A 22,998-nucleotide genomic window follows, 5' to 3' on the forward strand; every position below is an offset into this window, starting at 1 on the left:
GTCACTGGGCCTTCTGGATCGCGAAGCTCTGGGTGACCAACTCGGCGCGGCCAAAGATGCTCATGAAGGCGATGTCGGCGGCGTCCAGGCCCGTAGCCACCCGCACCAGGCCCTCGACCGGCGCCAGGCCGGTGGGGTCGACCAGGCGCCAGCGGCCGCCCAGATAGACCTCGGCCACGGCGTGCAGGTCGGGCGGCTCCAGCTTCCAGGCGTAGGCGCTGACCGCGCGGGCCGGGATGTCGGCGGCGCGGCACAGCGTGATGGCCAGATGGGTGAAGTCGCGGCAGACGCCGGCCCGGTCCACGAAGGTGTCCAGGGCAGTGGAGGCCGCGTCGCTGACGCCGGCGCGATAGTCCAGGTGCTGGCCGATCCAGGCGATGATCGCCGCCACCTTGTCCCCGCCGGAAAGGCTGCCGAACTCGCGCTCCACGAAGCTTTCGAAGCGGTCGGAGGGGCAATAGCGGCTGGCGCGCAGGTAGCGCAGGGCCTCGCCGGGCAGGTCGCGGATCGCCACGGCGGCGACGCCCTCCAGCGTGGCGTCGCGCGCCAGGACCTCCACGTCGGCCTCGTAGCGCAGCGCCACCCGGCCCTGGGCCGTGAACACCGCTCGCCGTTCGCCGGTGAGCGAATCGTCCAGGCGGGCGAGGTCGGCGGCAGGCGTGAGGGTCAGGCGCTCACGATGCACGGCCTGGTCCGGCCCGCGGGCGGCCTCGAGCAGCAGCAGCACCTCGCAGCGCTCCGCGAAGTCGTAGGTCAGCCCGGCCTGGATATGGAAACGCATGCGTCCTCCGCCCCGCCAACGCACGGAGCGGGCCGGCGTTGCTCTATCAGGGATCGGGTGACGCCGGCGTGACCGGCTGACCGGCCTTGGGAAGCTAGGCGGCGTGCCGGATCGGCGCGGGGCCGGGGCCGGCGTCCAGCGTTCCGGCCAGCCAGTCCACGAAGGGCCGGATCAGGTCGGCGCGCGGCGAGGCGGGATTCCAGACGGCGGTATAGTCCTCGCGCAGCATGGCCTCGGCCTCGAACAGGCGCACGAGCCGGCCGGCGCGCAGGTCGTCGCGCACCAGCAGCGCGCGGGCCAGGCAGACGCCGGCGCCGTTGCGGGCCAGCTCCAGCGCCGCGAGCGGGCTGTCGGCGGTGAGCGTCGCGGGGGTTGGCAGGTCGCTGAGGCCCACCTGCTCCAGCCACAGCCGCCAGGGGTGCTCCGGCTGGTGGATGAGGGGCGCCCGCACAAGGTCTTCGGCGCGCCGAGGCAGGTCGGCGGCGGGCGCCGCCACGGGAAACAGGGCCTCGCCCGCAAGCCGCCGCTGGGTGAGCCCGGCGCAGGGGCCCGCGCCGTAGAGGATCGCGACGTCGGCCTCGCCGGCGTTGACCTCCGCCGGCCCGGTGACGGTGCGCAGCTCCAGCTCGCGGTCAGGGTTGCCGGCCAGGAAGCCTGGCAGGCGGTTGGCCAGGATCCGCTCGGCGATGCCGGCGGTGGCGGCGACGACGAGGCGGGTGCGTCCAAGCCGGGCCGGGGCCTCGAAAGCTTCCGAGATCAGGTTCAGGCTGAGCCGAAGCCGGCTGACGAAGGCGCGGCCCGGCTCGGTGAGGACCACGGTGCGGCCGAAGCGGTCAAACAGGTCGACCCCCAGGCGAAGCTCCAGCGAGCGGATGGCGTGGCTGATGGCGCTCTGGGTGAGGTTCAACTCGTCGGCGGCCTTGGTGAAACTCTCGTGCCGGGCCGCAGCCTCGAAGGCGGCGATGGCCCTCAACGATGGCGGTCGCACCGGCACGGCTGGCTCCCCTGAAAGCGTCGGGGACATGCGGCCCCGCCCACCAAGGATGCCCAAGCCGGAAAAGTCTTCATGCGAAATGCGGCGAAGGGGGTGTGCGGCGCCGGTGAACGGGGGTTTTTGCTGCCAGCGGTGACGCCGTGTCGACAAGCGGCCTTGGTCTGTCACCGGAATTCTACAGAATGTGACGGCGGACGGTCCGGTGGGCCGTCTCGGTCCAGGGGCGGAGCATTTCGATCGCCACCGGCCGCCATCCCGGCGGAGATGCTCTGGGGAAGGGTGCATGCGTCTGCCGCGTCCGAACAACTACCTGGTCGCCAACTTCGTCCTTTGGGCGCTGACCTATCTGATCGTCACCGCCCGGATGCTTGCCGACCCGATCCCGCATGCAGGTGACATGGCGGTGCGCCGGCTGGGCATGGCGGCGTTCGGCTTCGTGGCCTGCCTGCTGATCGGCAGGATTCTCTCCGCCCTGGCCGAGCAGCCGATGTGGCGGCGCATCGCGGCGGCCGTCCTGCTCTCGGTTCTGGGCGGGTTCGCCTACTCCCTGCTGAACTACGCGGCGTTCTACATGGTCTTTCCGATGTGGAAGGTGGAGCCGCTGTCGCCGATCTCGGTGGCGTTCACCGCCTCGATGTTCTTCTGGACCTTCATCTCGTGGTGCGCGCTGTACTTCGCCATTCGCTACGAGGAGGAACTCAAGGAGAAGAACCTCCGGCTGGTCGCCTCCCAGGCCCTGGCGATGGACGCGCAGAACCGGATGCTGCGCTATCAGATCAACCCGCATTTCCTGTTCAACACCCTGAATGCGCTCAGCTCGCTGATCCTCGCCAGGGAGAACGAGCGGGCGGAGCGGGTGGTCCTGTCGCTCTCCAGCTTCCTGCGCCACACGCTCGAAAAGGAGATGCCGGACAAGGGCCCGCTCTCGGACGAGATCGAGGCCCAACGCCAGTACCTGCTGATCGAGCAGGCGCGGTTCGAGGACCGGCTGAACTATGTGGAATCCATTCCCGCCGACCTGCGCGACGCCCTGGCGCCCAGCCTGATCCTGCAGCCACTCGTCGAGAACGCGGTGAAGTACGGCGTGGCCCGCTCGAACGCGACGGTGACCATCGAAATCAAGGCCGAGGCGTCCGAAGGGCGGCTGCGGCTCACCGTGGCCGACGACGGGGGCGACGGTGCGGGCCAGGTCCCGGCGAAACTGGGCCTCGGCCTCGAGAACGTGCGCCGCCGGCTCGACCTGATCTACGGCAAGGCGGCGGAACTGACGTGCGGACCCAGGCTGCCGCACGGCTTCCTGGCGTCGGTGGAAATCCCCCTGGAGCGGGCATGATCCAAGGCAGCATCATTTCGGCCCCGGCGCGGCCGTTGCGCGTGGCCCTCGTCGACGACGAGCCGCCGGCCCTGCGGCGCCTGCAGATGGCGATCGACAAGGCGCCCAACGTCGAAGTCGTGGGCCAGGCCACCAACGGCGACGAGGCGCTGGCCCTGATCCGCAGGGGCGGCGTCGACGTCATGCTGCTGGACATCCGCATGCCGGGCCTCTCCGGCCTGGACCTGGCCCGCGCCATCGATCCGGCCGAAGCGCCGATCTTCATCTTCGTCACCGCGTTCAGCCGCTTCGCCACCGACGCCTTCGAGCTGGCGGCCGTGGACTACCTGCTGAAGCCCGTCGAGTTCGAACGGCTGCACGAGGCGCTGGAGCGGGCGCGCGTCCGCCTGCAGTCGCGCGCCGCCAGCTCACGGATCGCCGAACTGGAGGAGGTGGTGGCCGCACTGCGCGCCGCCGACACGGAGCCCCCGAACAGCGGCTTCGCCGAGGAGATCTGGGTCCCGGACCGCGGGGACCGGCTGCGCCTGCCGGTCGACCTCATCGACTGGGTCGAGGCCGAGCGCGACTACGTCCGCATCCACAGCCGCGGGCGTAGCTTCCTGGTCCGCAAGGCGATCCGCAAGCTGCAGGCCGAGCTGGATCCCGCGGATTTCCTGCGCGTCCACCGGGGGGCGCTGGTCCGCCGCGACCGCATCGTGCGGCTGGCGCGCCGGTCAGGGGGACCGGCCGCGGTGGTTCTGCAATCCGGCGCCGAAGTGCCGGTGGCCCGCCGCCAGGCGGCGCAGGTTCGCAAGGTCGTCGGAGCTCGCGGCGGCTAGCCTAGAGCTGGGCGCAGGTCGTCATGTTGACGGGCGGCGTCTCGCTGCGCGCCCAGGTGTCGCCGGTCTTCGAAAAGAGAGCGAACGACGAGCCGGACTTGCCCGTGGAGCCGTCGGTGTTGCGGCCGGCGAAGGTCATGGCGGCCACGACCTGGGTCTTCACGCCCTTGGCGGCGTCTTCGGGGCTCACGTCCCGCGCGCCCTTGCACATGACCTGGAAGTCCTGGCAGCCCTTGCCCTCCACCTTGGCCGCGCAGGCCGGGTGGCCCGCTTCGATCGAGGTGCGCCAGGCGAGAATCTCGGTGTCGAGGCCGGCATAGGGATCGCTGGAGGCGGACTTGGAGCCGCCGCCCTGGCTGCAGGCGGCAAGGAGAGCGGCCAGAAGGCTGGCCGCGACGACAGGTCTGGTCACAGAGAGCTCCGATGAGAAACCGGCGGAGCGCTTAGCCCGAAGATCAAGGCGCGTATGTGACGAATCGGCGGAAGGGCGAAATTAGTTGGCCGGCGCCGCATGGGTCATCACCGGACCGATCTCGTCGTGCAGCACCAGGTCGGCATAGGGGTCGAGCTCCGTGGACTCGCGGTTGACGATCGCCAGGACCGCGCCGTTGCGCTTGGCCATCACCGGGAAGCCGGCGGCCGGATAGACCACCAGGGACGACCCCAGCACCAGGAAGAGGTCGCAGGCCAGGGACTCGGCCTCGGCCCGCGCCATCGGCCCGCTGGGCATGGACTGGCCGAACGAGATGGTGGCAGTCTTCACGATCCCGCTGCAGGATCGGCAGGCGGGCAGGTCGCCTGTGGCCTCGTAGAGGACCTTCAGCTCCTCCAATTCGTGGCGCAGCCCGCACTCCAGGCAGGTGGCGTAGCTGGCGTTGCCGTGCAGCTCGATGACCCGTTCGGCCGGCACGCCGGACGCCTGGTGCAGGTTATCGACGTTCTGGGTGATCACCGAGCTGGCCTTGCCGCTGGCGATCAGGCGGGCGACGCCCATATGGCCGGCGTTGGGTTCGCGGCCCACCCAGCCGGCGCGGCCGCCGAAGGCGCGCTCCCACGCCTCGCGGCGACGGTCCTCGCTGGCGACGAAGTCCTGGAAATAGATCGGCTTCATCTTGCTCCACACGCCGCCGGGGCTGCGGAAGTCGGGGATGCCGCTCTCGGTGGAGATGCCCGCGCCGGTGAACACCACCACCCGTCGGGCGTCGGCGATCAGGCGGGCGAGGTCGGCCCTCTGCGAGCCAAGGGGGCTGGACATGGCCCCAGCTTAGCGCGCCCTGCTCAGGTGACGAAAGGTGGCACCCAACGGCCCCAGCGGCCGTTCAGGTTCGGTTCCTCCTCAGGCCTCAGTCTGTCGACGGCGCGGGGTCCCGGCCGGAAACGGATGCGGTTGACCACGTCGCGGACGCCGGCCGTTTGGCGGGTCAGCATCTCGGCGTGGGCGACGTCGGACGCGCCGGGCGCCTCGCCGGTCAGGGTGACGACGCCGGCGTCGGCCGCGACCTCGATGTCGGTGGCGTCCAGCAGCCGATCCTCCATCAGGCGGTCCGAGATCTGTTCGATGAGGCGACTATCGCTGAGGGTCCACCCCCTGGGGCCCTTGCCTGCGTGAAGGCCCTGATGGTCGGCCATGGACGACTCCCGTCTTTCAAGCTGCACGGTTTGAAAACCGATGAGCGAGCGGAGCGTTCCTTGCGATCTGGGGGAGGGGATCGGCCCAACCTCGGTCGGGGGGGATGCCAGGGTGTTGGTCGGGCCGATCCGGATCGCCCGTGTCCGACAGGCAAGTCGTTGGACGATCGGTGTTCTAACGGCCGCTCGGCCCATCGGGTTCCGGACCGAAGGCGCGGGCAAGGTCGTCCGCATCGACGCCCTCGATCTCCAGGCGTTTGAGCCGCGCCGTCTCGCCGGCGGCGATGCGGATGGCCGACTTCGGAAGCTTCAACGCCTTGGCCAGCAGGACGATCACCGCGGCGTTCGCGGCGCCGTCGGCGGCCGCCGCGCTGACGCGCAGCTTCAGGACCGCCCGGCCCGCGTCGTCCGTCATCCAGCCCTCGACGGCGTCGCGGCCGCCGCGCGGCGTCACGCGGACGGTGAGGCGCGTCAGCCGATCATCGCGAACAGCGGCCGGAACAGCCAAGGCAGCAGGTATCCCTTGATCCCCTGCAGGATCAGGATGGCGATGATGGGGCTGATGTCGACACCGCCCAGCGGCGGAATGATCTTCTGGAACGGCCGCAGCACCGGCGTCGTCACGGCCTCAAGGAACCGGGCCACGCCATAGACGAACTGATTCCTGAGGTTGATGACGTTGAACGCCACCAGCCACGACAGGATCGCGCTGACGATGATCGCCAGGATCAGGAGGCCCAGGGCGCCGTCGATAACGAAGTAGAGAAAGCCAGCCATAGGCCTGCTTCTACCGGCGTTTGCGGCGGAGGCAAGGCGACGGTGCGCAGAGGCGCTTGACAGGCGGGGCCTCTATCGCCTTATTCCGCGCCTTCCTGGGGCCGTAGCTCAGATGGTAGAGCGCCTCGTTCGCAATGAGGAGGTCAGGGGTTCGATTCCCCTCGGCTCCACCAGGAACCCCTAACCCGACGCGATGATTCCAATGATCCCCGCGGAGCGAGGCTCCGCCGGGAATCTGTGCAACCTGCGGCAGCTGGTCACGGCGTCAACATTGCGCCTTCGAAATATCAGATCTATTGCGTACACCCAGGATGGACGGGAGTTCCGGGCTAGCGCCTTGTAGCTTCAGCACGCGTTTGGAGCGGTAGAGCTTAAGCTTTGCCGTGGGTTTAATCTGTACATCGTGAGGGGGCTCGCGCCGTACAGGCTCCAGACAACTGCTGCGCTACCCATGCTGGGGCTCCTCAAACACGGGAGCCCTCATGACGACATTCAACGTCTCGACCACCGCTGCGCTTAACTCGGCGCTGGCCAACGCCCATGGCGGCGACACGATCCTGTTGGGGTCCGGCACCTACGCCGGCGTTTCGATCAACAATCTGAAATTCACCGAGGACGTGACGATCGCTTCGGCGACCCCCGGCGCGCCTGCGGTCCTCGCCGGCCTCAACATCGGCAACAGCATGGGCCTGACCCTTCAGGGGCTTGAGCTCAAGCCGGGCGATGCCGCCGCCTGGTCGTTCACGATCGGAAGCAGCAGCGATATCCACTTCTCGGACCTCAAGGTCCACGGCTCGCTAGACAACAATCCCCTCAACGACCCCAACGGGGTCCTGATCCGGGACAGCTCCGACATCAGCATCACCAATTCGGAGTTCCAGCAGCTCGCCAACGCCATCGGGCACCTCAACGTCGAGGGGCTGGTGATCCGGGGCAACAATATCCACGACATCCGCTCGGACGGCATCCAGGGCGGCGGGTCGTCGAACGTGGTGATCGACGCGAACACCTTCCGCAACTTCTTCCCGGCGAGCACCGACCACCCGGACGCGATTCAGTTTTTCACCACGAACAGCCGGGCCTCGGCCCACGACATCACCATCACGGACAACGTCATCATGCGCGGCACGGGCCGCCAGATGCAGGGCATCTTCCTCGGCGAAGAGGTCGGCACGCTGCCCTATCTCAACGTGAAGATCGCCGGGAACTTCCTGGCGGGCACGATGTACAACGGCATCTACGTCTACAACGGCCGCGGCATCGTGGTGGACGACAACGTCGTCCAGGGCTTCTCGGACATGACGTCCTGGATCAGCCTGACCAAGGTGACCGGAGGCGCCCTCACGGACAACGCCGCGACCAGCTTTCAACTGAGCGGTCTTTCCGACGTGGCGAACACCGGCTCGACGACGCTGGCGCTGGCCACGGATCAGGGCGCGGCCGCCTATCAGGCCTGGCTGGCCGGGAACTCCACCACGCCACCGCCCGCCGACCCCGAACCACCCGTCACCCAGCCGCCGGCCTCGCCGTTCGCTGGCACCGCCGGCCCCGACACGCTGGTCGGGACGGCCAATGCCGACTCGATCACCGGACAGGACGGTAACGACTCTCTGGGCGGCGGGGCGGGCGCGGATACGCTGGATGGCGGCGCAGGCGCAGACACCCTCTCCGGCAACGCCGGCGTGAACGTCCTGCGAGGCGGGGACGGCAACGACTACTACCTCGTTGGAGCCGGCGACACGGTCATCGAGGCCACCACGGGCGCTGCCGGCGGGATCGATCTCATCTACAGCTATGCGAACTTCACCCTCGGCGCGAACCAGGAGAACCTTCAGCTCAGCGGCGCGGTCGATGGGATCGGCAACGAACTGGCCAATTCGATCGTCGGCGACGGCGGCGTCAACCGGCTGCAGGGCCGGGCGGGCGCCGACACGCTGAACGGACGGGACGGCGCCGATATCCTCGAAGGCGGGGCGGGCGCCGACCTGCTGACGGGCGGCAACCAGGCCGACCGTTTCGTCCTGGTGCGCAGTGAGGCTCAGGGCGAGCAGATCCAGGACTTCGCGGTGGGAGACCGCCTCGAGCTCTCGGGCTACTCTGTGGGTTCGACCATCACCAAGGTGGCGGGCAGCGCGACGGACTGGAAAATCACCGATGCGGCGACCGGTTCGGTCGAGGTCATCAAGCTGCTGAACGGCTATCAGCTCGGCAGCAGTGACACTGTGTGGCAGGGTGGTTCCGCCCTGCCGGCCAACCCGCCGGCCTCGCCGTTCGCTGGCACCGCCGGCCCCGACACGCTGGTCGGGACGGCCAATGCCGACTCGATCGCCGGACAGGACGGCAATGATTCCCTGAGCGGCGGGGCGGGCGCGGATACGCTGGATGGCGGCGCAGGCGCGGACAGCCTCTCCGGCAACGCCGGCGCGAACGTCCTGCGGGGCGGCGACGGCAACGACTACTACCTCGTCGGAACCGGCGACACGGTCATTGAGGCCACCGCGGGCGCTGCCGGCGGCGCCGACCTGGTCTACAGCTACGGCACGTTCACGCTCGGTGCGAACCTGGAGAACCTGCATCTGGGCTCGGCGTCGGCCATGGACGGCTTCGGCAACGAGATCGCGAACAGTCTCGTGGGCAACAGCGGGGCCAACCGCCTGGAGGGCCGCGCGGGGAACGATACCCTGAACGGGCGCGACGGCGCGGACACGCTGAACGGCGGCGGCGGCGCCGACCTGCTCATGGGCGAGGGGGGACAGGACCGCTTCATCCTGGCCCGCGGCGAGGCCAACGGCGACCGGATCCAGGACTTCGGGGCGGGGGACCGCCTCCAGCTCTCGGGCTACGGCGCCGGCTCGACCATCGCCAAGGTGGCGGGCAGCACGACGGACTGGAAGATCACCGACGCCGCCACCGGCTCGGTCGACGTCATCAAGCTGCTGAACGCCTATCAGCTCAGCGGCGGCGACTACCTGTTCGGCTGACCCAGGGTTAGTGCGCGTCGTCCCAGTTGGCGGCGGCGCGCGCTTCCACAACCAGGGGCACCGAGATCTGCAGCGCCGGTTCGGCGGCGCGCTCCATGATCCGCCTGGCCACGGCGATGACGGCTTCCGCCTCGGCCTCCGGGGCCTCGAAGACCAGTTCGTCGTGCACCTGCAGCAGCATCTTCGCGGTTAGGCCCTCGGCGCGCAGCGCGTCCGGCATACGGATCATCGCGCGCCGCATGACATCGGCCGCGGCGCCCTGGATCGGCGCGTTGATCGCGGCGCGGTCCCCGAAGGCGCGCTCGGCCGGTGACTTCCCCTGCGCGGCGGGGATGTGGACCTTGCGGCCGAAGATCGTGGTCACGAAGCCTTGGCTGCGCACCTGCTGCTGCATGCGGTCCATGTAGGTCCGGATGCCGGGGAAGCGCTCGAAGTAGGTCTTGATGTAGGCTCCCGCCTCGTCCCGCGGGATCGAGAGCTGGTTGGCCAGGCCGAAGGCCGAGATCCCGTAGACGATGCCGAAATTGATCGCCTTGGCGCGCCGCCGCGTCTCGGCCGGCATGCCCTCGACCGGGACGCCGAACATCTCCGAGGCGGTCATGGCGTGGATGTCGAGGCCATCGGCGAAGGCCTTCTTGAGCTGCGGGATGTCGCCGATGTGCGCCAGCAGGCGCAGTTCGATCTGGCTGTAGTCGGCGCTGATCAGCACCTTGCCCTCATCCGCGATGAAGCATTTGCGGATCTTGCGGCCCTCTTCGGTCCGGATCGGGATGTTCTGCAGGTTGGGGTCGCTCGAGGCCAGCCGTCCCGTCGTGGCCGCCGCCAGGCTGTAGGACGTGTGGACCCGGTTGGTCCTGGGGTCGATCGCGGCCACCAGGTTGTCCGTGTACGTACCTTTCAGTTTCGAAAGCTGGCGCCAGTCCAGCAGGATGCGCGGCAGCTCGTGTCCCTGGGCGGCCAGGTCCTCCAGCATCGAGGCGTCTGTCGACATGGCCCCCGTGCCGGTCTTCCTGCCCGAGGCCAGCCCCATTTCGCCGAACAGGATGTCGCCGATCTGCTTGGGCGAGCCCAGGTTGAAGGGCCGCCCGGCCACCCGGTGAGCCTCCTGCTCCAACTCGCCCATCCGGATCGAGAAGTCGTTGGACAGGACGCGCAGGCGCTCGGGATCCACCTTGATCCCGGCCAGCTCCATCTCGACCAGCACCTTGGGCATCGGCCGCTCGACGGTCTCGTAGACAGTCAGCAGCTTCTCCTCGGCCAGCCGCGGCTTCAGGTGCTCATAGAGGCGCAGTGTCACGTCGGCGTCCTCCGCCGCGTAGCAGGTCGCGGCCCCCAGCTCGACGTGCTTGAAGCTCTTCTGCGCCTTGCCGACACCGGCCACGGTCTTGAAGCTGATCGGCTCGTGGTCGAGCAGGCGCTTGGACAGCTCGTCCATGCCGTGGCTCTTGTGCAACCCGCCTTCCAGGGTGAACGAGATCAGCATGGTGTCGTCGATCGGCCCCACCTCGATCCCATAGCGGGAGAGGACGGCCATGTCGTACTTGCCGTTCTGGGCCACCTTCAGGACGCTGGCGTCCTCCAGCAGCGGCTTCAGCCGCGCCAGCGCCTCGTCGATGGGGATCTGGGTGAGGTCGGCCGGAGCCTCCAGCTCGAGCCCGCCCTCGCCTTCATGGGCGTGGCCCACCGGGATGTAGCAGGCCTCGCCGGGCGCGACGGCCAATGAAACCCCGCAAAGATTGGCCGCCGAGGACGACAGCGCGTCGGTCTCGGTGTCGAAGGCCACGACGCCGGCCGCGTAGGCCTTGGCGATCCAGGCGTCGAGGGCCGCCAGGTCGCGGATGCACTGGTAGGCGTTGACGTCGATGGCGCCGTGGGCGGGCGCCGGGCGCGCCCGGGTCTCCGGCGCCGGCGTGGCGGGGACGGCGATACCCTGCCCGGGCGATGTTCCGTCGCCGACCCGCTTGGCCAGGGTGCGGAACTCCATCTGCTCTAGGAAGGCCTGCAGCACGGCCGCGTCCGGGTCGCGAACGGCCAGGTCCTCGACCGGCTCCGGCAGGGGCGTGTCGCAGTCGAGCTGGACCAGCTGCCGCGACAGGCGGATCTGGTCGGCGAAGTCGATCAGGGTCTGGCGGCGCTTGTCCTGCTTGATCTCGCCAGCCCGGGCCAGGAGCGTGTCCAGGTCGCCGTATTCGTTGATCAGGGCCGAGGCGGTCTTGATGCCGATGCCCGGCGCGCCGGGGACGTTGTCCACCGAATCGCCGCAAAGGGCCTGCACATCGACGACCTTGTCCGGCGTTACGCCGAACTTTTCGGCGACCTGTTCAATCCCGATCTTCAGGTTCTTCATGGTGTCGAGCATGGTCACCCGCTCGTCCACCAGCTGCATCAGGTCCTTGTCCGAGGAGACGATCACCACCTCCCCGCCCAGGTCGCGCACCTTGCAGGCATAGGCGGCGATCAGGTCGTCGGCCTCATAGCCCGGTAGCTCTATGCAGGGGACGCCAAAGGCCTTCGTGGCCTCGCGCACCAGCGGGAACTGCGGGACCAGGTCCTCAGGCGGCGGCGGCCGGTGGGCCTTGTACTTGTCGTAGAGCTTGTTGCGGAACGTCTGCTCGGAGTGGTCGAAGATCACCGCCAGGTGGGTCGGCGCATCGGCCGACGCCCGCATGTCCACCAGCAGCTTCCAGATCATGTTGCAGAAGCCGGACACCGCGCCCACCGGGAGCCCGTCGGTCTTGCGGGTCAGCGGCGGCAGGGCGTGGAAGGCGCGGAAGATGAAGCCAGAGCCGTCCACCAGGTAGAGCCGGATGGCCGGCCCGTCCTGGGTGGGTTCGCGAGGGATCTCGCCAAGGGTCTGCGGCGCGGCGTCGAGCGTGTCGGTCATGGCCCCAAGATAGGGCCGGGCGGCCCGAAGGTCACCCGGCCTCGGAACCTATGCAAAGCGCTTTTGCAGGTTCGCGGCGCCTTCTCCCGCGCGAGCCAGGGCGTCGGGGTCGCCGTCGCGGAGATAGGCCTCCACCGCCCGGCCCATGGCGGCGTAGGCGACGCGGAACGGGTTGGTGGCCGACGACAGGCGCCGAACGCCCAGGGCCTGCAGCTCGGCGGCCTTGGGCACGCCCACCCAGCCCATGACGTTCAGCGGCCGGCGGATCGCGGCGGCAAGGCGCCCGATCAGCGCCGGATCCGCCGGGCCGGGCACGAAGATCCCGTCCGCGCCCGCCTCGACATAGAGGGCGGCGCGGCGCACCGCCTCCTCATAGGCCGCCTCGCCCTCGGCCAGGCCGCGCAGATAGACGTCGGTCCGGGCGTTGATGAACAGGGCCACGCCCTGCTTCTCGGCCTGGGCGCGCACCGCGGCGACCTTGCGGGCGTGCAGCTTCGGGTCACGGCCGCCGTCCTCCAGGTTGATCCCCACCGCGCCGGCCTCGATCACCCGGGCGATGTTGCGCGACAGCTCGTCCAGGTCGTCGGTGAAGCCGCCCTCGATGTCGGCGGTGACCGGCGTATCGCCCGCCGCCTTCACGGCGGCGGCGATGGTGGCGACCACCAGATCCATCGGCAGGACGTCGCCGTCCGCATAGCCATAGGCCCAGGCCACCGCAGCGGAGGAGGTCGCCACCGCCTTGGCCCCGGCATCGGCCATGATCGCGGCGCTGGCGGCGTCCCAGGCGTTGGGCAGCACAAGCACCTCGGGGCCCTCGTGCAGCTTGCGGAACAGTTCGGCTTTGGCGGTCCGGCTCATGGCGTCCCTCACGTGTCTCGATCCTGGGTCCGATATAGGGGGCCTGCTGACACCGTGCTGGCGGCATCCGGACACCATCGGATGATCGCGTCGCCCCCTTCGCGCCGGGCCACGAAACCCGCTAAGACCCGCCGGTGACCGCCACAGCCCTCACGCGCCTCGCCCTGACCGACTTCCGCTCCTACGCCACAGCCGAGCTGGCGCTGGATGGACGGCCCGTGTGGCTGGCCGGGCCGAATGGGGCGGGCAAGACCAACCTTCTCGAGGCGGTCAGCTTCCTGATCCCGGGCCGGGGCCTGCGCGGCTCCAGCCTGGCCGAGGTGGGCCGCCGGATGCCGGGCGAAGCCGCGGGTCGGGCCTGGGCGGTCTCGGTGACGATCCGGGCGGATGGCGAGGAGACCCGCCTGGGCACCGGCGTGGAGCAGGCCGGCGCCGCGCGGCGCGTGGTGCGGGTGGAGGGCCAGCCGGCCCCGCCCGGCCGCCTGGCCGAGCACGTCCGCCAGGTCTGGCTGACGCCGGCCCAGGACCGGCTGTTCCTGGAAGGCGCCGCCGACCGCCGCCGCTTCTTCGACCGCCTGGTGTTCGCCGCCGAGCCCGCCCACGCCGCCCACGTCCAGGCCTACGAGAAATCGATGCGCGAGCGGATGCGCCTGCTGACTGACGGCCCGCCGGATCCGGCCTGGCTGGACGCGCTGGAGGCCCGGCTCGCCGAGGCCGGAACCCTGATGGCCGAAGCCCGCGCCCGGACCCTGGCCGCGCTGGCCGCCGAGATCGCCACCCGCGGCGAGCGGCCGTTCCCCCAGGCGCGCCTGTCGCTCACTGGCGAGTGGGAGCGGATGGCCGGCGAGGGCGCCGAGTTCGCCGACATCGAGGTGCGGCTAGCCCGCGCGCTCGCCGCCGCCCGCGACCGCGACGCCGCTGCCGGCCGGGCGCTGACCGGCCCGCACCGAGGCGACCTGTCGGTGATCCACGAGGAGAAGGACCGCGCGGCGGGCGAATGCTCCACCGGCGAGCAGAAGGCGCTGATCCTCAACCTGGTCCTGGCCCAGGCCGCCCGCCTGGCCCGCGCCGAGGGCCAGCCCGCCCCGATCCTGCTGCTGGACGAGGTCGCCGCCCACCTGGACGCGCGCCGCCGCGCCGCCCTGTTCGACGAGATCGAGGCGCTGGGCCTGCAGGCCTTCCTGACGGGGACGGACGAAATGCTGTTCGATGGGTTGAGCGGCCGGGCTCAGGGCTTCCGGGCGGAAGGGTCGAGCCTCACGCCGGTGGGGTGATTCGCCGCCTGAGCTCGTGCGCCGAAAGACGTGCAGAATCAGCCGGGAACCCTATATAGAGAAGCATTGAATCCCAGGCTCCGCGCGCGACGCGGCGCCGGCCATCAGGCGCTCCTGGTTTCCGGGCTCCGGACCCTCCCGAAAAGCGCCTCAGCTGGACGCAAGATGAGCGAAGAGAACGAGACCAACGACGCTGCCCCCGAGGGCAACGGCCAGGCCGAATACGGCGCCGAATCGATCAAGGTCCTCAAGGGCCTGGACGCCGTGCGCAAGCGGCCCGGGATGTACATTGGCGACACCGACGACGGCTCGGGCCTGCACCACATGGTCTACGAGGTGGTGGACAACGCCATCGACGAGACCCTGGCCGGCTGGGCGTCGCGCGTCGAGGTGATCCTGAACGCCGACGGCTCGGTGACGGTCACCGACGACGGCCGCGGCATCCCGGTGGATATCCACGAGGGCGAGGGCATCTCGGCTGCCGAGGTCATCATGACCCAGCTGCACGCCGGCGGTAAGTTCGATCAGAACTCGTACAAGGTGTCCGGCGGTCTGCACGGGGTCGGCGTCTCGGTGGTCAACGCGCTCTCCGAGTTCCTGAAGCTGAAGATCTATCGCGGCGGCAAGTCGTACGAGATGGAGTTCCGCCACGGCGACTCCGTCGCCCCGCTGAAGGAGACCGGCGACGCGCCGATGCGCGAGAACGGCCTGCCGCTGTCCGGCACCGAGGTCACCTTCTTCCCCTCCACCGACACCTTCGCCTTCATCGAGTTCGACAGGAAGACCCTGGAGCACCGCCTGCGCGAGCTGGCCTTCCTGAACTCGGGCGTGACCATCTGGCTGAAGGACTTCCGCGAGGCCGAGCCGTTCGAGGAGGTCATGCACTACGAGGGCGGCATCGAGGCCTTCGTGCGCCACCTGGACAAGGCCAAGACGCCGCTGATGAAGGCGCCCATCGTGGTGCGCGGCAAGAAGGAGAACGTCGAGCTGGACCTGTCGCTCTGGTGGAACGACGGCTACCACGAGAACGTCCTCTGCTTCACGAACAACATCCCGCAGCGCGACGGCGGCACCCACCTGGCGGCGTTCCGCTCGGCCCTGACGCGGATCATCACCAACTACGCCGAGAGCTCGGGCACCACGAAGCGCGAGAAGGTCTCGGTCAGCGGCGAGGACGCGCGCGAGGGCCTGACCTGCGTGCTGTCGGTGAAGGTGCCGGACCCCAAGTTCTCGTCCCAGACCAAGGACAAGCTGGTCTCGTCCGAGGTGCGCCCGGCGGTGGAGAACCTGGTCGGCGAGGGCCTGGCCTCCTGGTTCGAGGAGCATCCCAACGAAGGCCGGATGATCGTCCAGAAGATCGCCGAGGCCGCCGCCGCCCGCGAGGCGGCCCGCAAGGCCCGCGAACTGACCCGGCGCAAGTCGGCGCTCGACATCACCTCCCTGCCCGGTAAGCTGGCCGACTGCGCCGAGAAGGACCCGGCCAAGTCCGAGATCTTCCTGGTCGAGGGCGACTCGGCCGGCGGCTCGGCCAAGCAGGCCCGCAACCGCGACAACCAGGCGATCCTGCCCCTGCGCGGCAAGATCCTGAACGTGGAGCGGGCGCGGTTCGACAAGATGCTGGGGTCGGAGCAGATCGGCACGCTGATCATGGCGCTGGGCGCCGGCATCGGCCGCGACGAGTTCAACATCGACAAGCTGCGCTACCACAAGATCGTCATCATGACGGACGCCGACGTCGACGGCGCCCACATCCGGACCCTGCTGCTCACCTTTTTCTACCGGCAGATGCCGGAGGTGATCGAGCGCGGCTTCCTCTATATCGCCCAGCCGCCGCTCTATAAGGCGTCGAAGGGCAAGTCGGTCCGCTACCTCAAGGACGACCCCGAGCTCGAGATCTACCTGATCGACGAAGGCGTGGACGGCGCGACCTTGGACCTGCCGTCCGGCGAACGGCTGACCGGAGCCGACCTGCTGGCGCTGGTGCAGACCGCCCGTGGCGCGAAGGCCAACATCGAACGCCTGGCCGCCCGCGCGCCGGCCTTCGCCATCGAGCAGGCGGCCATGGCCGGCCTGCTGGCCGAGGGCGGCGATCCCGCCGCCGCGGCGGCGCGCCTCAACCTCTACGCCGAGGAGGGCGACGGCCCCTGGTCCGGCGAAAAGGCCGCCACCGGCGGCTACGTCTTCAGCCGTATCAAGCGCGGCGTCTCTGAACGCGTGGTGCTGGACGAGCTGCTGCTGCACGCCGCCGACGCGCGGCGCCTGGCCGAGCGGTCGAAGGAACTGGCGACCACGTTCTCGGGCGTCGCCACCTTCACCCGCAAGGACCGCACCGCCAAGGTGCGGGGACCCCTGGATCTGGTCGCCGCCGTCATGGACAACGGCCGCCGCGGCCTCTCCATCCAGCGCTACAAGGGCCTGGGCGAGATGAACGCCGAGCAGCTCTGGGAAACCACCCTGGACGCGGAAGCCCGCACCTTGCTGCAGGTGCGCGTCAACCACGCCGACGACGCCGACGACATGTTCACCCGCCTGATGGGCGACCTGGTCGAACCCCGCCGCGAATTCATCCAGGAAAACGCCCTGGACGCCGAGGTGGACGTCTAGGGGTCGCCCAGGAGCGAGCTGTCCATCCCGAGGCGGATGGCGTGCGGTGGCTCACGGGATCTGGATGCAAGGCTCGCAGTCCCGGCGGGCTGACCGCGCTTGATCGGGGTCAAGGCGCGCCGGGCGGCGAGGTGGCAGTAAGCCTCCGACCCCGCGCGCCGCGCGATCTGGCCCGGAAGCACGTCATGCGAAACCTCTCCGCCGTCGCTCTGGCGCTCGTCGCCGCCTTCGCCGCCGCCCAGCCGGCGGCCGCCCAGTATGGGATGGACAAGAAGCCCTCGAAGAACCAGGCGACGCCGGAACTCCCGCGCTGCGCCCAGCCGCTCGGCCGCGCGGCGATCCAGGAGCCGGAGCGTCGCTGGTGGACGGAGCTCGGGCTTTCGAGCCCCGAGGCCCTCCTCAAGCTCTTCGCGGCGCGATCCAACTGCCTGCGCATCGTCGATCGCGGCGCCGGGCTGGAGATGCGCAACCAGGAGGCGGAACTGGGCCGCTCGGGCGATCTGCGACGCGGCTCGAACCTCGGCCGCGGTCAGGTGGCCGCCGCCGACTTTTTCATCATCCCCGACATCGCCAACGCCGACTCGAACGCAGGCGGCAGCAATGTGGGCGCCTTGGCGGGATCGTTCCTGCCGGGCCATCTCGGCGCGATCGCGGGAGGCGTCAGGACCAAGAAGTCCGAGGCTCAGGCGCTGATCACCCTGGTGGACGCGCGAACGACCGAGCAACTCTACGTCGCAGAAGGCGTCGCAAAGAAGACCGACGTCTCGTTCCAGGCGGGCGCCGGCGGCGGCGGGTGGGGCGGGTTCGCCGCTGCGGCGGGCGGCGGGTACGCAAGCACGGACATCGGAAAGGTCATCACTGCGGCCTACTTCAACGCCTTCGTCGAGCTCGTGAACCATCTGCAGGGCGGCGCCCCGACCGGCGATCAGGTGAAGGCCTCAGCGGGTGTTCAGGCCTACAGCGTGACCCAGCCGGTGACGCTCCGCGCCACGGCCTCGCCCAAGGCGCGGCAGGTGCGGACCTTCCAGCCCGGAGACCTCGTCTACCCGACGGGCCAGAAGGACGGGGTGTGGTGGGAGGTCGACGACGAGAATGGCAATCGCGGCTGGTTGTCCTCGGCGATGATCAGTCCACGCTAGCGGCCCGGCCGACAGGCTCGCGGCCGGTCATCCTCCTGTTCCCCAGCGCTCTCTCGTTGGGAGCATCGACGCAGCGGGTCATCCTCCGGCGAAGGAGACCCGCCATGCTCATTCGAATCCTCGCGCTCCTGGCTATCGCCACCCCCGCACTCGCCGCCCCGCCGGCGGTCATCGTCGACGAGGCCAAGGTCGTGAAGCGCGAGCCGCCGCCGCACGGGGCGATCGGCATGAGCACCGCCTATCGGATCAGCGACGTCGTGCCGAACCGGACGATGGAGTTCCGCAAGCGCGTGCTGCACGTGGGCGCCGCGATCGGGCCGCACCCCATCGATCACGACGAGGTCTATTACGTGCTCTCCGGCGAGGGCGACGTGGTCTCGGACGGGGTGACGACCAGGCTGACGCCGGGCATGGCGGCCTATCTCTACAGGGGCGCCGTCGTGGGCATCCGCCAGACAGGCGCCGCCGAACTTGCGCTGATCATCTCATACCCCTTGGCGAAGCCCTGAGCGGCGGCGAACACTGTTGCCCGCTGGTCACGCAGCGCGACAGAATTGCGACATTGTCCTCAAGTTCGAGGCGCCAAGTACACTCGCTGGTGTAGCTAGAGCCCTGGAAGGCGAGTCTCTCCCTCGCCCAAGAACATCCAGAGGTCCTCTCATGAAGACGCCCGCGTCGCTGCGCGCCCTGTTGGCCGCCAGCGCCTCCATCACTGTGTTTGCGTTCACTTCCCCCGCTTTCGCGGCCGATGAAACCACCGACGTGGGCGAGGTGCTGGTCACCGCCCAGAAGAAGTCCGAGAACATCAACGACGTCCCGCTGGCGGTGACCGCGGTGAGCGGCGAGAAGCTGGGCGCGATCCTGTCCTCCGGCGGCGACATCCGGGTCTTCTCGGCCCGCGTCCCCAGCCTGACCCTGGAGTCCAGCTTCGGCCGGACCTTCCCGCGCCCCTACATCCGCGGCCTGGGCAACACCGACTTCGACCTCAACGCAAGCCAGCCGGTCTCGTTCGTCTATGACGAAGTGGTCCTGGAGACCCCGGTGCTGAAGGGCTTCCCGCTGTTCGACATCGCCCAGGTGGAAGTGCTGAAAGGCCCGCAGGGCACCCTGTTCGGCCGCAACACCCCGGCCGGCGTGCTCAAGTTCGACAGCGTCAAGCCGAGCCAGACCTTCGGCGGCTACGCCCAGGCGTCCTACGCGACGCATTCGACCATCAACCTGGAAGGCGCCGTCGGCGGCCCGATCGTCGAAGGCGTGCTGGCCGGCCGGATCTCGGGCCTCTACCAGCACCGCGACGACTGGGTGGACAACACCCTGACGACCAAGAAGAACGACAGCGAGGGCTACGACCAGTTCGCCATCCGCGGCCAGTTGCTGTTCACCCCGACCGAGGACCTCTCGGCGCTCCTGAACCTGCACTACCAGCACCTGGACGGCACGCCGCGGGTCTTCCGCGCCAACATCATCCAGAAGGGCACGAACAACTTCGTCCCCGGCTTCAAGCGCGACGAGATCAGCCAGGATGCGCAGAGCCGCGCGGTCCAGAAGGTCGAGTCGGCCGGCGCCAACCTGAAGCTGACCTACGACTTCGGCGAGGGCATGCCGACCCTGATGTCGATCACGGCCTACGAGCGGGTGGACACCTATTCCCGCGCCGACATCGACGGCGGCTTCGGCGCGGTCTTCGCTCCGCCCTCCGGCCCCGGCCTGATCCCGTTCCCCTCCGAGAGCGCCGACGGCATCCCGTTCCACCGCCAGTTCACGCAGGAGATCCGGTTGGCGGGCCAGAATGGTCCGCTCGGCTACACGGTCGGCGCCTTCTACTTCAACGAAAGCATCAAGATCGACAGCTACGACTACAACACCCTGGCTGGCGGCGCCCTGCAGGGCTACGCCTATCAGAACCAGAAGAGCGAGAGCTGGGCGCTGTTCGCCAACGTCGACTATGACCTGAGCGACCGCCTGAACGTCGGCGGCGGCATCCGCTACTCCGACGACAAGAAGGACTTCCTGGCCCAGCGCACCCTGTCCCCGTTCGGCGCGCCGGCCACCGCGATCCTGCGGGCCAATCCGGACACCAGCGAGGTCAGCTTCAACGTCAACGCCACCTATGCGGCGACCGACAACCTGAACCTCTACGCCCGCGTGGCCCGCGGCTATCGCGCGCCGTCGATCCAGGGCCGCCTGGTGTTTGGCGACACGCTCTCGGTCGCCAAGAAGGAAACGGTGATGTCCTACGAGGCGGGCATCAAGGGCAAGCTGCCCGAAGCCCGCGCCCGCTTCGACGCGGCGGTGTTCTACTACCGGGCCAACGACCTGCAGATCACGGCGGTCGGCGGCGGGGCGAACTTCAACCGCCTGCTGAACGCCGACAAGGCGACCGGCTACGGTTTCGAGTTCAACGCCGAGGCCGAGCCGGTGGATCGCCTGATGCTGACGGCCGGCTTCTCGTACAACCACACCGAACTGCAGGACTCCGGCCTGGCCACGGCGCCCTGCGGCAGCGGCTGCACCGTGCTGGATCCGGCCGGCGCCCTGGCCGGCACGGTCAGCATCGACGGCAACAGCCTGCCGAATGCGCCGAAGTGGATCGCCAACATCACGGCCGGCTATTCCTGGCCGGTGGGCGAGGGCGAGATCTTCGTCTTCACCGACTGGGCGTACCGCTCGAAGGTCAACTTCTTCCTGTACGAGTCGGCGGAGTACAATGACGACAAGCTGCTGGAAGGCGGCCTGCGCCTGGGCTACCGCGCGCCGGGCGAACGTTGGGAAGTGGCCGCCTTCGGCCGCAACATCACCAACGACAAGTCGCTGGAAGGCGGCATCGACTTCAACAACCTGACCGGCTTCGTGAACGATCCGCGGATCATCGGCGTGGAAGTGAAGACGAAGTTCTAAACAGGTGACCTTCTCCCCCTGCGGGAGAAGGTGTCGCCCGCAGGGTGACGGATGAGGGGTCGCACCGGGCAATCGGTCGACCCCTTCTTCGTTTCAGGCGGAGAGCTGGGCGCGACCCCTCATCGGGCCGCTGCGCGTCCACCTTCTCCGGCAAGGGAGAAGGACGATCAGTGCTGATCGAACTCCGACACCAGGTGGCCGGGGGCGACCTCCTTCAGCTCAGGGGGCAGGATGGGCGCGGTTCCGTCCACCGGCAGCCGCGATGGCAGGAAACGGAAGGCCGCCCTGGGGTCCATCGGGCTGGGCGTCTCGCCCGCCAGCTTCACCCGCTGGCGGGTGCGTTCCACGCCGGGGTCGGGGATCGGGGCGGCCGAGAGCAGGGCCTTGGTGTAGGGGTGCTGCGGCGCCTGCCAGATGCGGTCGCGGTCCGCCAGTTCCATCACCCGGCCCAGGTACAGCACCAGCACCCGGTGGCTGATCTCGCGCACCACGGCCAGGTCGTGGCTGATGAAGATCATCGCCAGGCCCATCTCCTTCTGAAGCTGGATCAGCAGGTCGATGATCTGGGCGCGAATCGAGACGTCCAGGGCCGAGACCGCCTCGTCGCAGATTACCAGCTTCGGCCGCAGGATCATGGCGCGCGCGATGCCCACCCGCTGGTTCTGGCCGCCGGACAGCTCGTGCGGGTAGCGGTTGACCAGGGCCGGATCGAGCTCCACCCGCCGCATCATCGCCCGCACCTCGCCCTCGCGGGCCGCGCCGTCCAGGTCGGGACGGAAGACCGTCAGCGGCTCGGCGATCGACGTGCCGATGGTCATGCGCGGGTCCAGGCTGGCCAGCGGGTCCTGGAAGACGATCTGCAGGTCCCTGCGCGCCGCGCGCATCGTTTCCCGGTCGGCCTGGACGAGATCGCGCCCCATCAGGGTCACCGCGCCCCCGGTAGCCGGCAGCAGGTTCAGCACCGCCCGGGCCAGGGTCGACTTGCCCGAGCCGCTCTCGCCGACGATCCCCAAGGTTTCGCCCTGGCGCACCGAGAACGACACGCCGTCGACCGCACGCAGCATCCGCGCCTTGCCGAACATCCCCTCGCGGACCGGGAAGTGGACCTTCACGTCGCGCCCCTCGGCCACCACCGGCGCATCGGCGGCGACGGGCGCGATCTGAGGTCGCCCGCCCCGGTCGGCGCGGTCGAGACGCGGGATCGCGGCCAGCAGGGCGCGAGTGTAGTCGGTCCGGGGCGCGTGGAAGACCTCGCCCACCCGGCCCGCCTCCACATAGGACCCGTCCTTCATCACGCAGACCCGGTCGGCCAGCCGGGCGATCACGCCCATGTCGTGGGTGATCAGCACCAGGGCGGTCCCGGTCGCCCGCTGTAGCTCGGCCATCAGGTCCAGAATCTCGGCCTGCACCGTCACGTCCAGCGCGGTGGTCGGCTCGTCGGCGATCAGCAGCTCCGGGCCCGGCGCCATGGCCGCGGCGATCATCACCCGCTGGCGCATGCCGCCCGACAGCTCGTGCGGGTACTGCCGCATCCGCCGGGCCGCGTCGGGGATACGGACATTGCCCAGCCATTCCAGCGCGCGTGTCCTCGCCGCGGCGTCGCCCAGGCCCAGATGCAGGCGCAGCGGCTCGGCGATCTGCTCACCGATCCTTACGTGCGGGGTCAGCGCCGTCAGCGGGTCCTGGAAGATCATGGTCATCTTCGAGCCACGCACCCGGTTCAGCGCCCGCGGCTTCAGCGCCAGCAGTTCCTGGCCGTGCAGCTTGGCCGAGCCCGTCGCGCGGCCGTTCCGCGCCAGGAGGCCCATGACCGCCATGAACGTCTGGCTCTTGCCCGAGCCGCTCTCGCCCACCACGCCCAGGGTCTCGCCCCGGCCAACCCGCAGCGAGACGCCCCGCACCGCGCGCACGGCCTCGTCGTGGGTCTCGAAGTCCACCTTCAGGTCTTGGATCGTCAGGACGTCGGCCAACAGCGCCTCGCAAACAGAACCGTAGAGACCCTAGAGGCGGAATCGCGCTTTTTGAAAC

At 69.3% G+C, this 22,998-nt stretch carries 18 protein-coding genes and 1 tRNA gene; 9 read left to right on the forward strand and 10 right to left on the reverse strand.

Annotated features, from left to right (window positions below):
- Position 1 precedes the first annotated feature (1 nt).
- Positions 2 to 781 (reverse strand): transglutaminase-like domain-containing protein, encoded by a 780-nt coding sequence (locus EPO51_RS14135; protein WP_293351570.1) that lies wholly within the window; start codon positions 779 to 781, stop codon positions 2 to 4.
- Between the two features lie 94 nt (positions 782 to 875).
- Positions 876 to 1,775 carry a LysR substrate-binding domain-containing protein gene (locus EPO51_RS14140; RefSeq protein ID WP_293351572.1) on the reverse strand — a complete coding sequence of 300 codons (900 nt, stop codon included), beginning with the start codon at positions 1,773 to 1,775 and terminating at the stop codon, positions 876 to 878.
- Positions 1,776 to 2,058: 283 nt separating this feature from the next.
- On the opposite strand from EPO51_RS14140, the gene EPO51_RS14145 reads away from it, so the two are divergent.
- Together EPO51_RS14145 and EPO51_RS14150 are read left to right on the forward strand one after the other, a co-directional pair.
- Positions 2,059 to 3,108, forward strand: a complete 1,050-nt coding sequence (locus tag EPO51_RS14145; RefSeq protein WP_293351574.1) for a sensor histidine kinase — start codon at positions 2,059 to 2,061, stop codon at positions 3,106 to 3,108.
- Positions 3,105 to 3,926, forward strand: coding sequence for a LytR/AlgR family response regulator transcription factor (locus EPO51_RS14150; protein WP_293351576.1), 822 nt, complete (start codon positions 3,105 to 3,107; stop codon positions 3,924 to 3,926). Before EPO51_RS14145 ends, EPO51_RS14150 begins: the two co-directional genes overlap by 4 nt.
- Position 3,927: 1 nt before the next feature.
- Here the strand turns inward: EPO51_RS14150 and EPO51_RS14155 are convergent, their stop codons facing one another.
- The 5 genes from EPO51_RS14155 to EPO51_RS14175 all read right to left on the reverse strand — a co-directional run bounded on the left by EPO51_RS14155 (position 3,928) and on the right by EPO51_RS14175 (position 6,332).
- Positions 3,928 to 4,338, reverse strand: a complete 411-nt coding sequence (locus EPO51_RS14155; RefSeq protein WP_293351578.1) for a hypothetical protein — start codon at positions 4,336 to 4,338, stop codon at positions 3,928 to 3,930.
- A gap of 81 nt (positions 4,339 to 4,419) precedes the next feature.
- Positions 4,420 to 5,181 carry an SIR2 family NAD-dependent protein deacylase gene (locus EPO51_RS14160; RefSeq protein WP_293351580.1) on the reverse strand — a complete coding sequence of 254 codons (762 nt, stop codon included), beginning with the start codon at positions 5,179 to 5,181 and terminating at the stop codon, positions 4,420 to 4,422.
- A 23-nt stretch (positions 5,182 to 5,204) separates the two neighbouring features.
- Entirely contained in the window at positions 5,205 to 5,555 is a 351-nt protein-coding gene (locus EPO51_RS14165) for a BON domain-containing protein (RefSeq protein WP_293351582.1), read from the reverse strand.
- A gap of 175 nt (positions 5,556 to 5,730) precedes the next feature.
- On the reverse strand, positions 5,731 to 6,030 hold the full coding sequence (locus EPO51_RS14170; protein ID WP_293351847.1) for a DUF167 family protein: 300 nt from the start codon (positions 6,028 to 6,030) through the stop codon (positions 5,731 to 5,733).
- Positions 6,027 to 6,332, reverse strand: coding sequence for a YggT family protein (locus tag EPO51_RS14175; RefSeq protein WP_293351584.1), 306 nt, complete (start codon positions 6,330 to 6,332; stop codon positions 6,027 to 6,029). The genes EPO51_RS14170 and EPO51_RS14175 overlap by 4 nt, the downstream gene beginning before the upstream one ends.
- Before the next feature lie 97 nt (positions 6,333 to 6,429).
- Between EPO51_RS14175 and EPO51_RS14180 the strand changes: the two genes are divergently transcribed.
- A tRNA-Ala gene (locus EPO51_RS14180) sits at positions 6,430 to 6,505 on the forward strand.
- A 309-nt stretch (positions 6,506 to 6,814) separates the two neighbouring features.
- On the forward strand, positions 6,815 to 9,313 hold the full coding sequence (locus EPO51_RS14185; RefSeq protein WP_293351586.1) for a calcium-binding protein: 2,499 nt from the start codon (positions 6,815 to 6,817) through the stop codon (positions 9,311 to 9,313).
- Between the two features lie 7 nt (positions 9,314 to 9,320).
- On the opposite strand, the gene polA is transcribed toward EPO51_RS14185, so the two are convergent.
- Both polA and EPO51_RS14195 read right to left on the reverse strand, forming a co-directional pair.
- On the reverse strand, positions 9,321 to 12,197 hold the full coding sequence (gene polA, locus EPO51_RS14190) for a DNA polymerase I (protein ID WP_293351588.1): 2,877 nt from the start codon (positions 12,195 to 12,197) through the stop codon (positions 9,321 to 9,323).
- Between the two features lie 48 nt (positions 12,198 to 12,245).
- Complete coding sequence (locus EPO51_RS14195) at positions 12,246 to 13,055, reverse strand: isocitrate lyase/PEP mutase family protein (RefSeq protein ID WP_293351590.1); 810 nt, start codon at positions 13,053 to 13,055, stop codon at positions 12,246 to 12,248.
- 134 nt (positions 13,056 to 13,189) lie between these two features.
- On the opposite strand from EPO51_RS14195, the gene recF reads away from it, so the two are divergent.
- The 5 genes from recF (at position 13,190) to EPO51_RS14220 (ending at position 20,970) form a co-directional block, all read left to right on the forward strand.
- Positions 13,190 to 14,329, forward strand: coding sequence for a DNA replication/repair protein RecF (gene recF / locus EPO51_RS14200; RefSeq protein ID WP_293351592.1), 1,140 nt, complete (start codon positions 13,190 to 13,192; stop codon positions 14,327 to 14,329).
- 165 nt (positions 14,330 to 14,494) lie between these two features.
- The gene (gene gyrB, locus EPO51_RS14205) at positions 14,495 to 16,933 is read left to right on the forward strand and encodes a DNA topoisomerase (ATP-hydrolyzing) subunit B (RefSeq protein ID WP_293351594.1); all 2,439 of its coding nucleotides are present in this window, start codon (positions 14,495 to 14,497) and stop codon (positions 16,931 to 16,933) included.
- Between the two features lie 185 nt (positions 16,934 to 17,118).
- A complete protein-coding gene (locus EPO51_RS14210; RefSeq protein ID WP_293351596.1) occupies positions 17,119 to 18,072 on the forward strand; it encodes a CsgG/HfaB family protein in 954 nt (317 codons plus the stop codon).
- 104 nt (positions 18,073 to 18,176) lie between these two features.
- Positions 18,177 to 18,581 carry a cupin domain-containing protein gene (locus EPO51_RS14215; protein WP_293351598.1) on the forward strand — a complete coding sequence of 135 codons (405 nt, stop codon included), beginning with the start codon at positions 18,177 to 18,179 and terminating at the stop codon, positions 18,579 to 18,581.
- 151 nt (positions 18,582 to 18,732) lie between these two features.
- Positions 18,733 to 20,970 (forward strand): TonB-dependent receptor, encoded by a 2,238-nt coding sequence (locus tag EPO51_RS14220; RefSeq protein ID WP_293351600.1) that lies wholly within the window; start codon positions 18,733 to 18,735, stop codon positions 20,968 to 20,970.
- 167 nt (positions 20,971 to 21,137) lie between these two features.
- Here EPO51_RS14220 and EPO51_RS14225 read toward each other — a convergent pair whose 3' ends face one another.
- On the reverse strand, positions 21,138 to 22,940 hold the full coding sequence (locus EPO51_RS14225; protein WP_293351602.1) for an ABC transporter ATP-binding protein: 1,803 nt from the start codon (positions 22,938 to 22,940) through the stop codon (positions 21,138 to 21,140).
- Positions 22,941 to 22,998: the final 58 nt, after the last annotated feature.

The organism is Phenylobacterium sp. (assembly GCF_004297125.1).
Classification (GTDB): domain Bacteria; phylum Pseudomonadota; class Alphaproteobacteria; order Caulobacterales; family Caulobacteraceae; genus Phenylobacterium.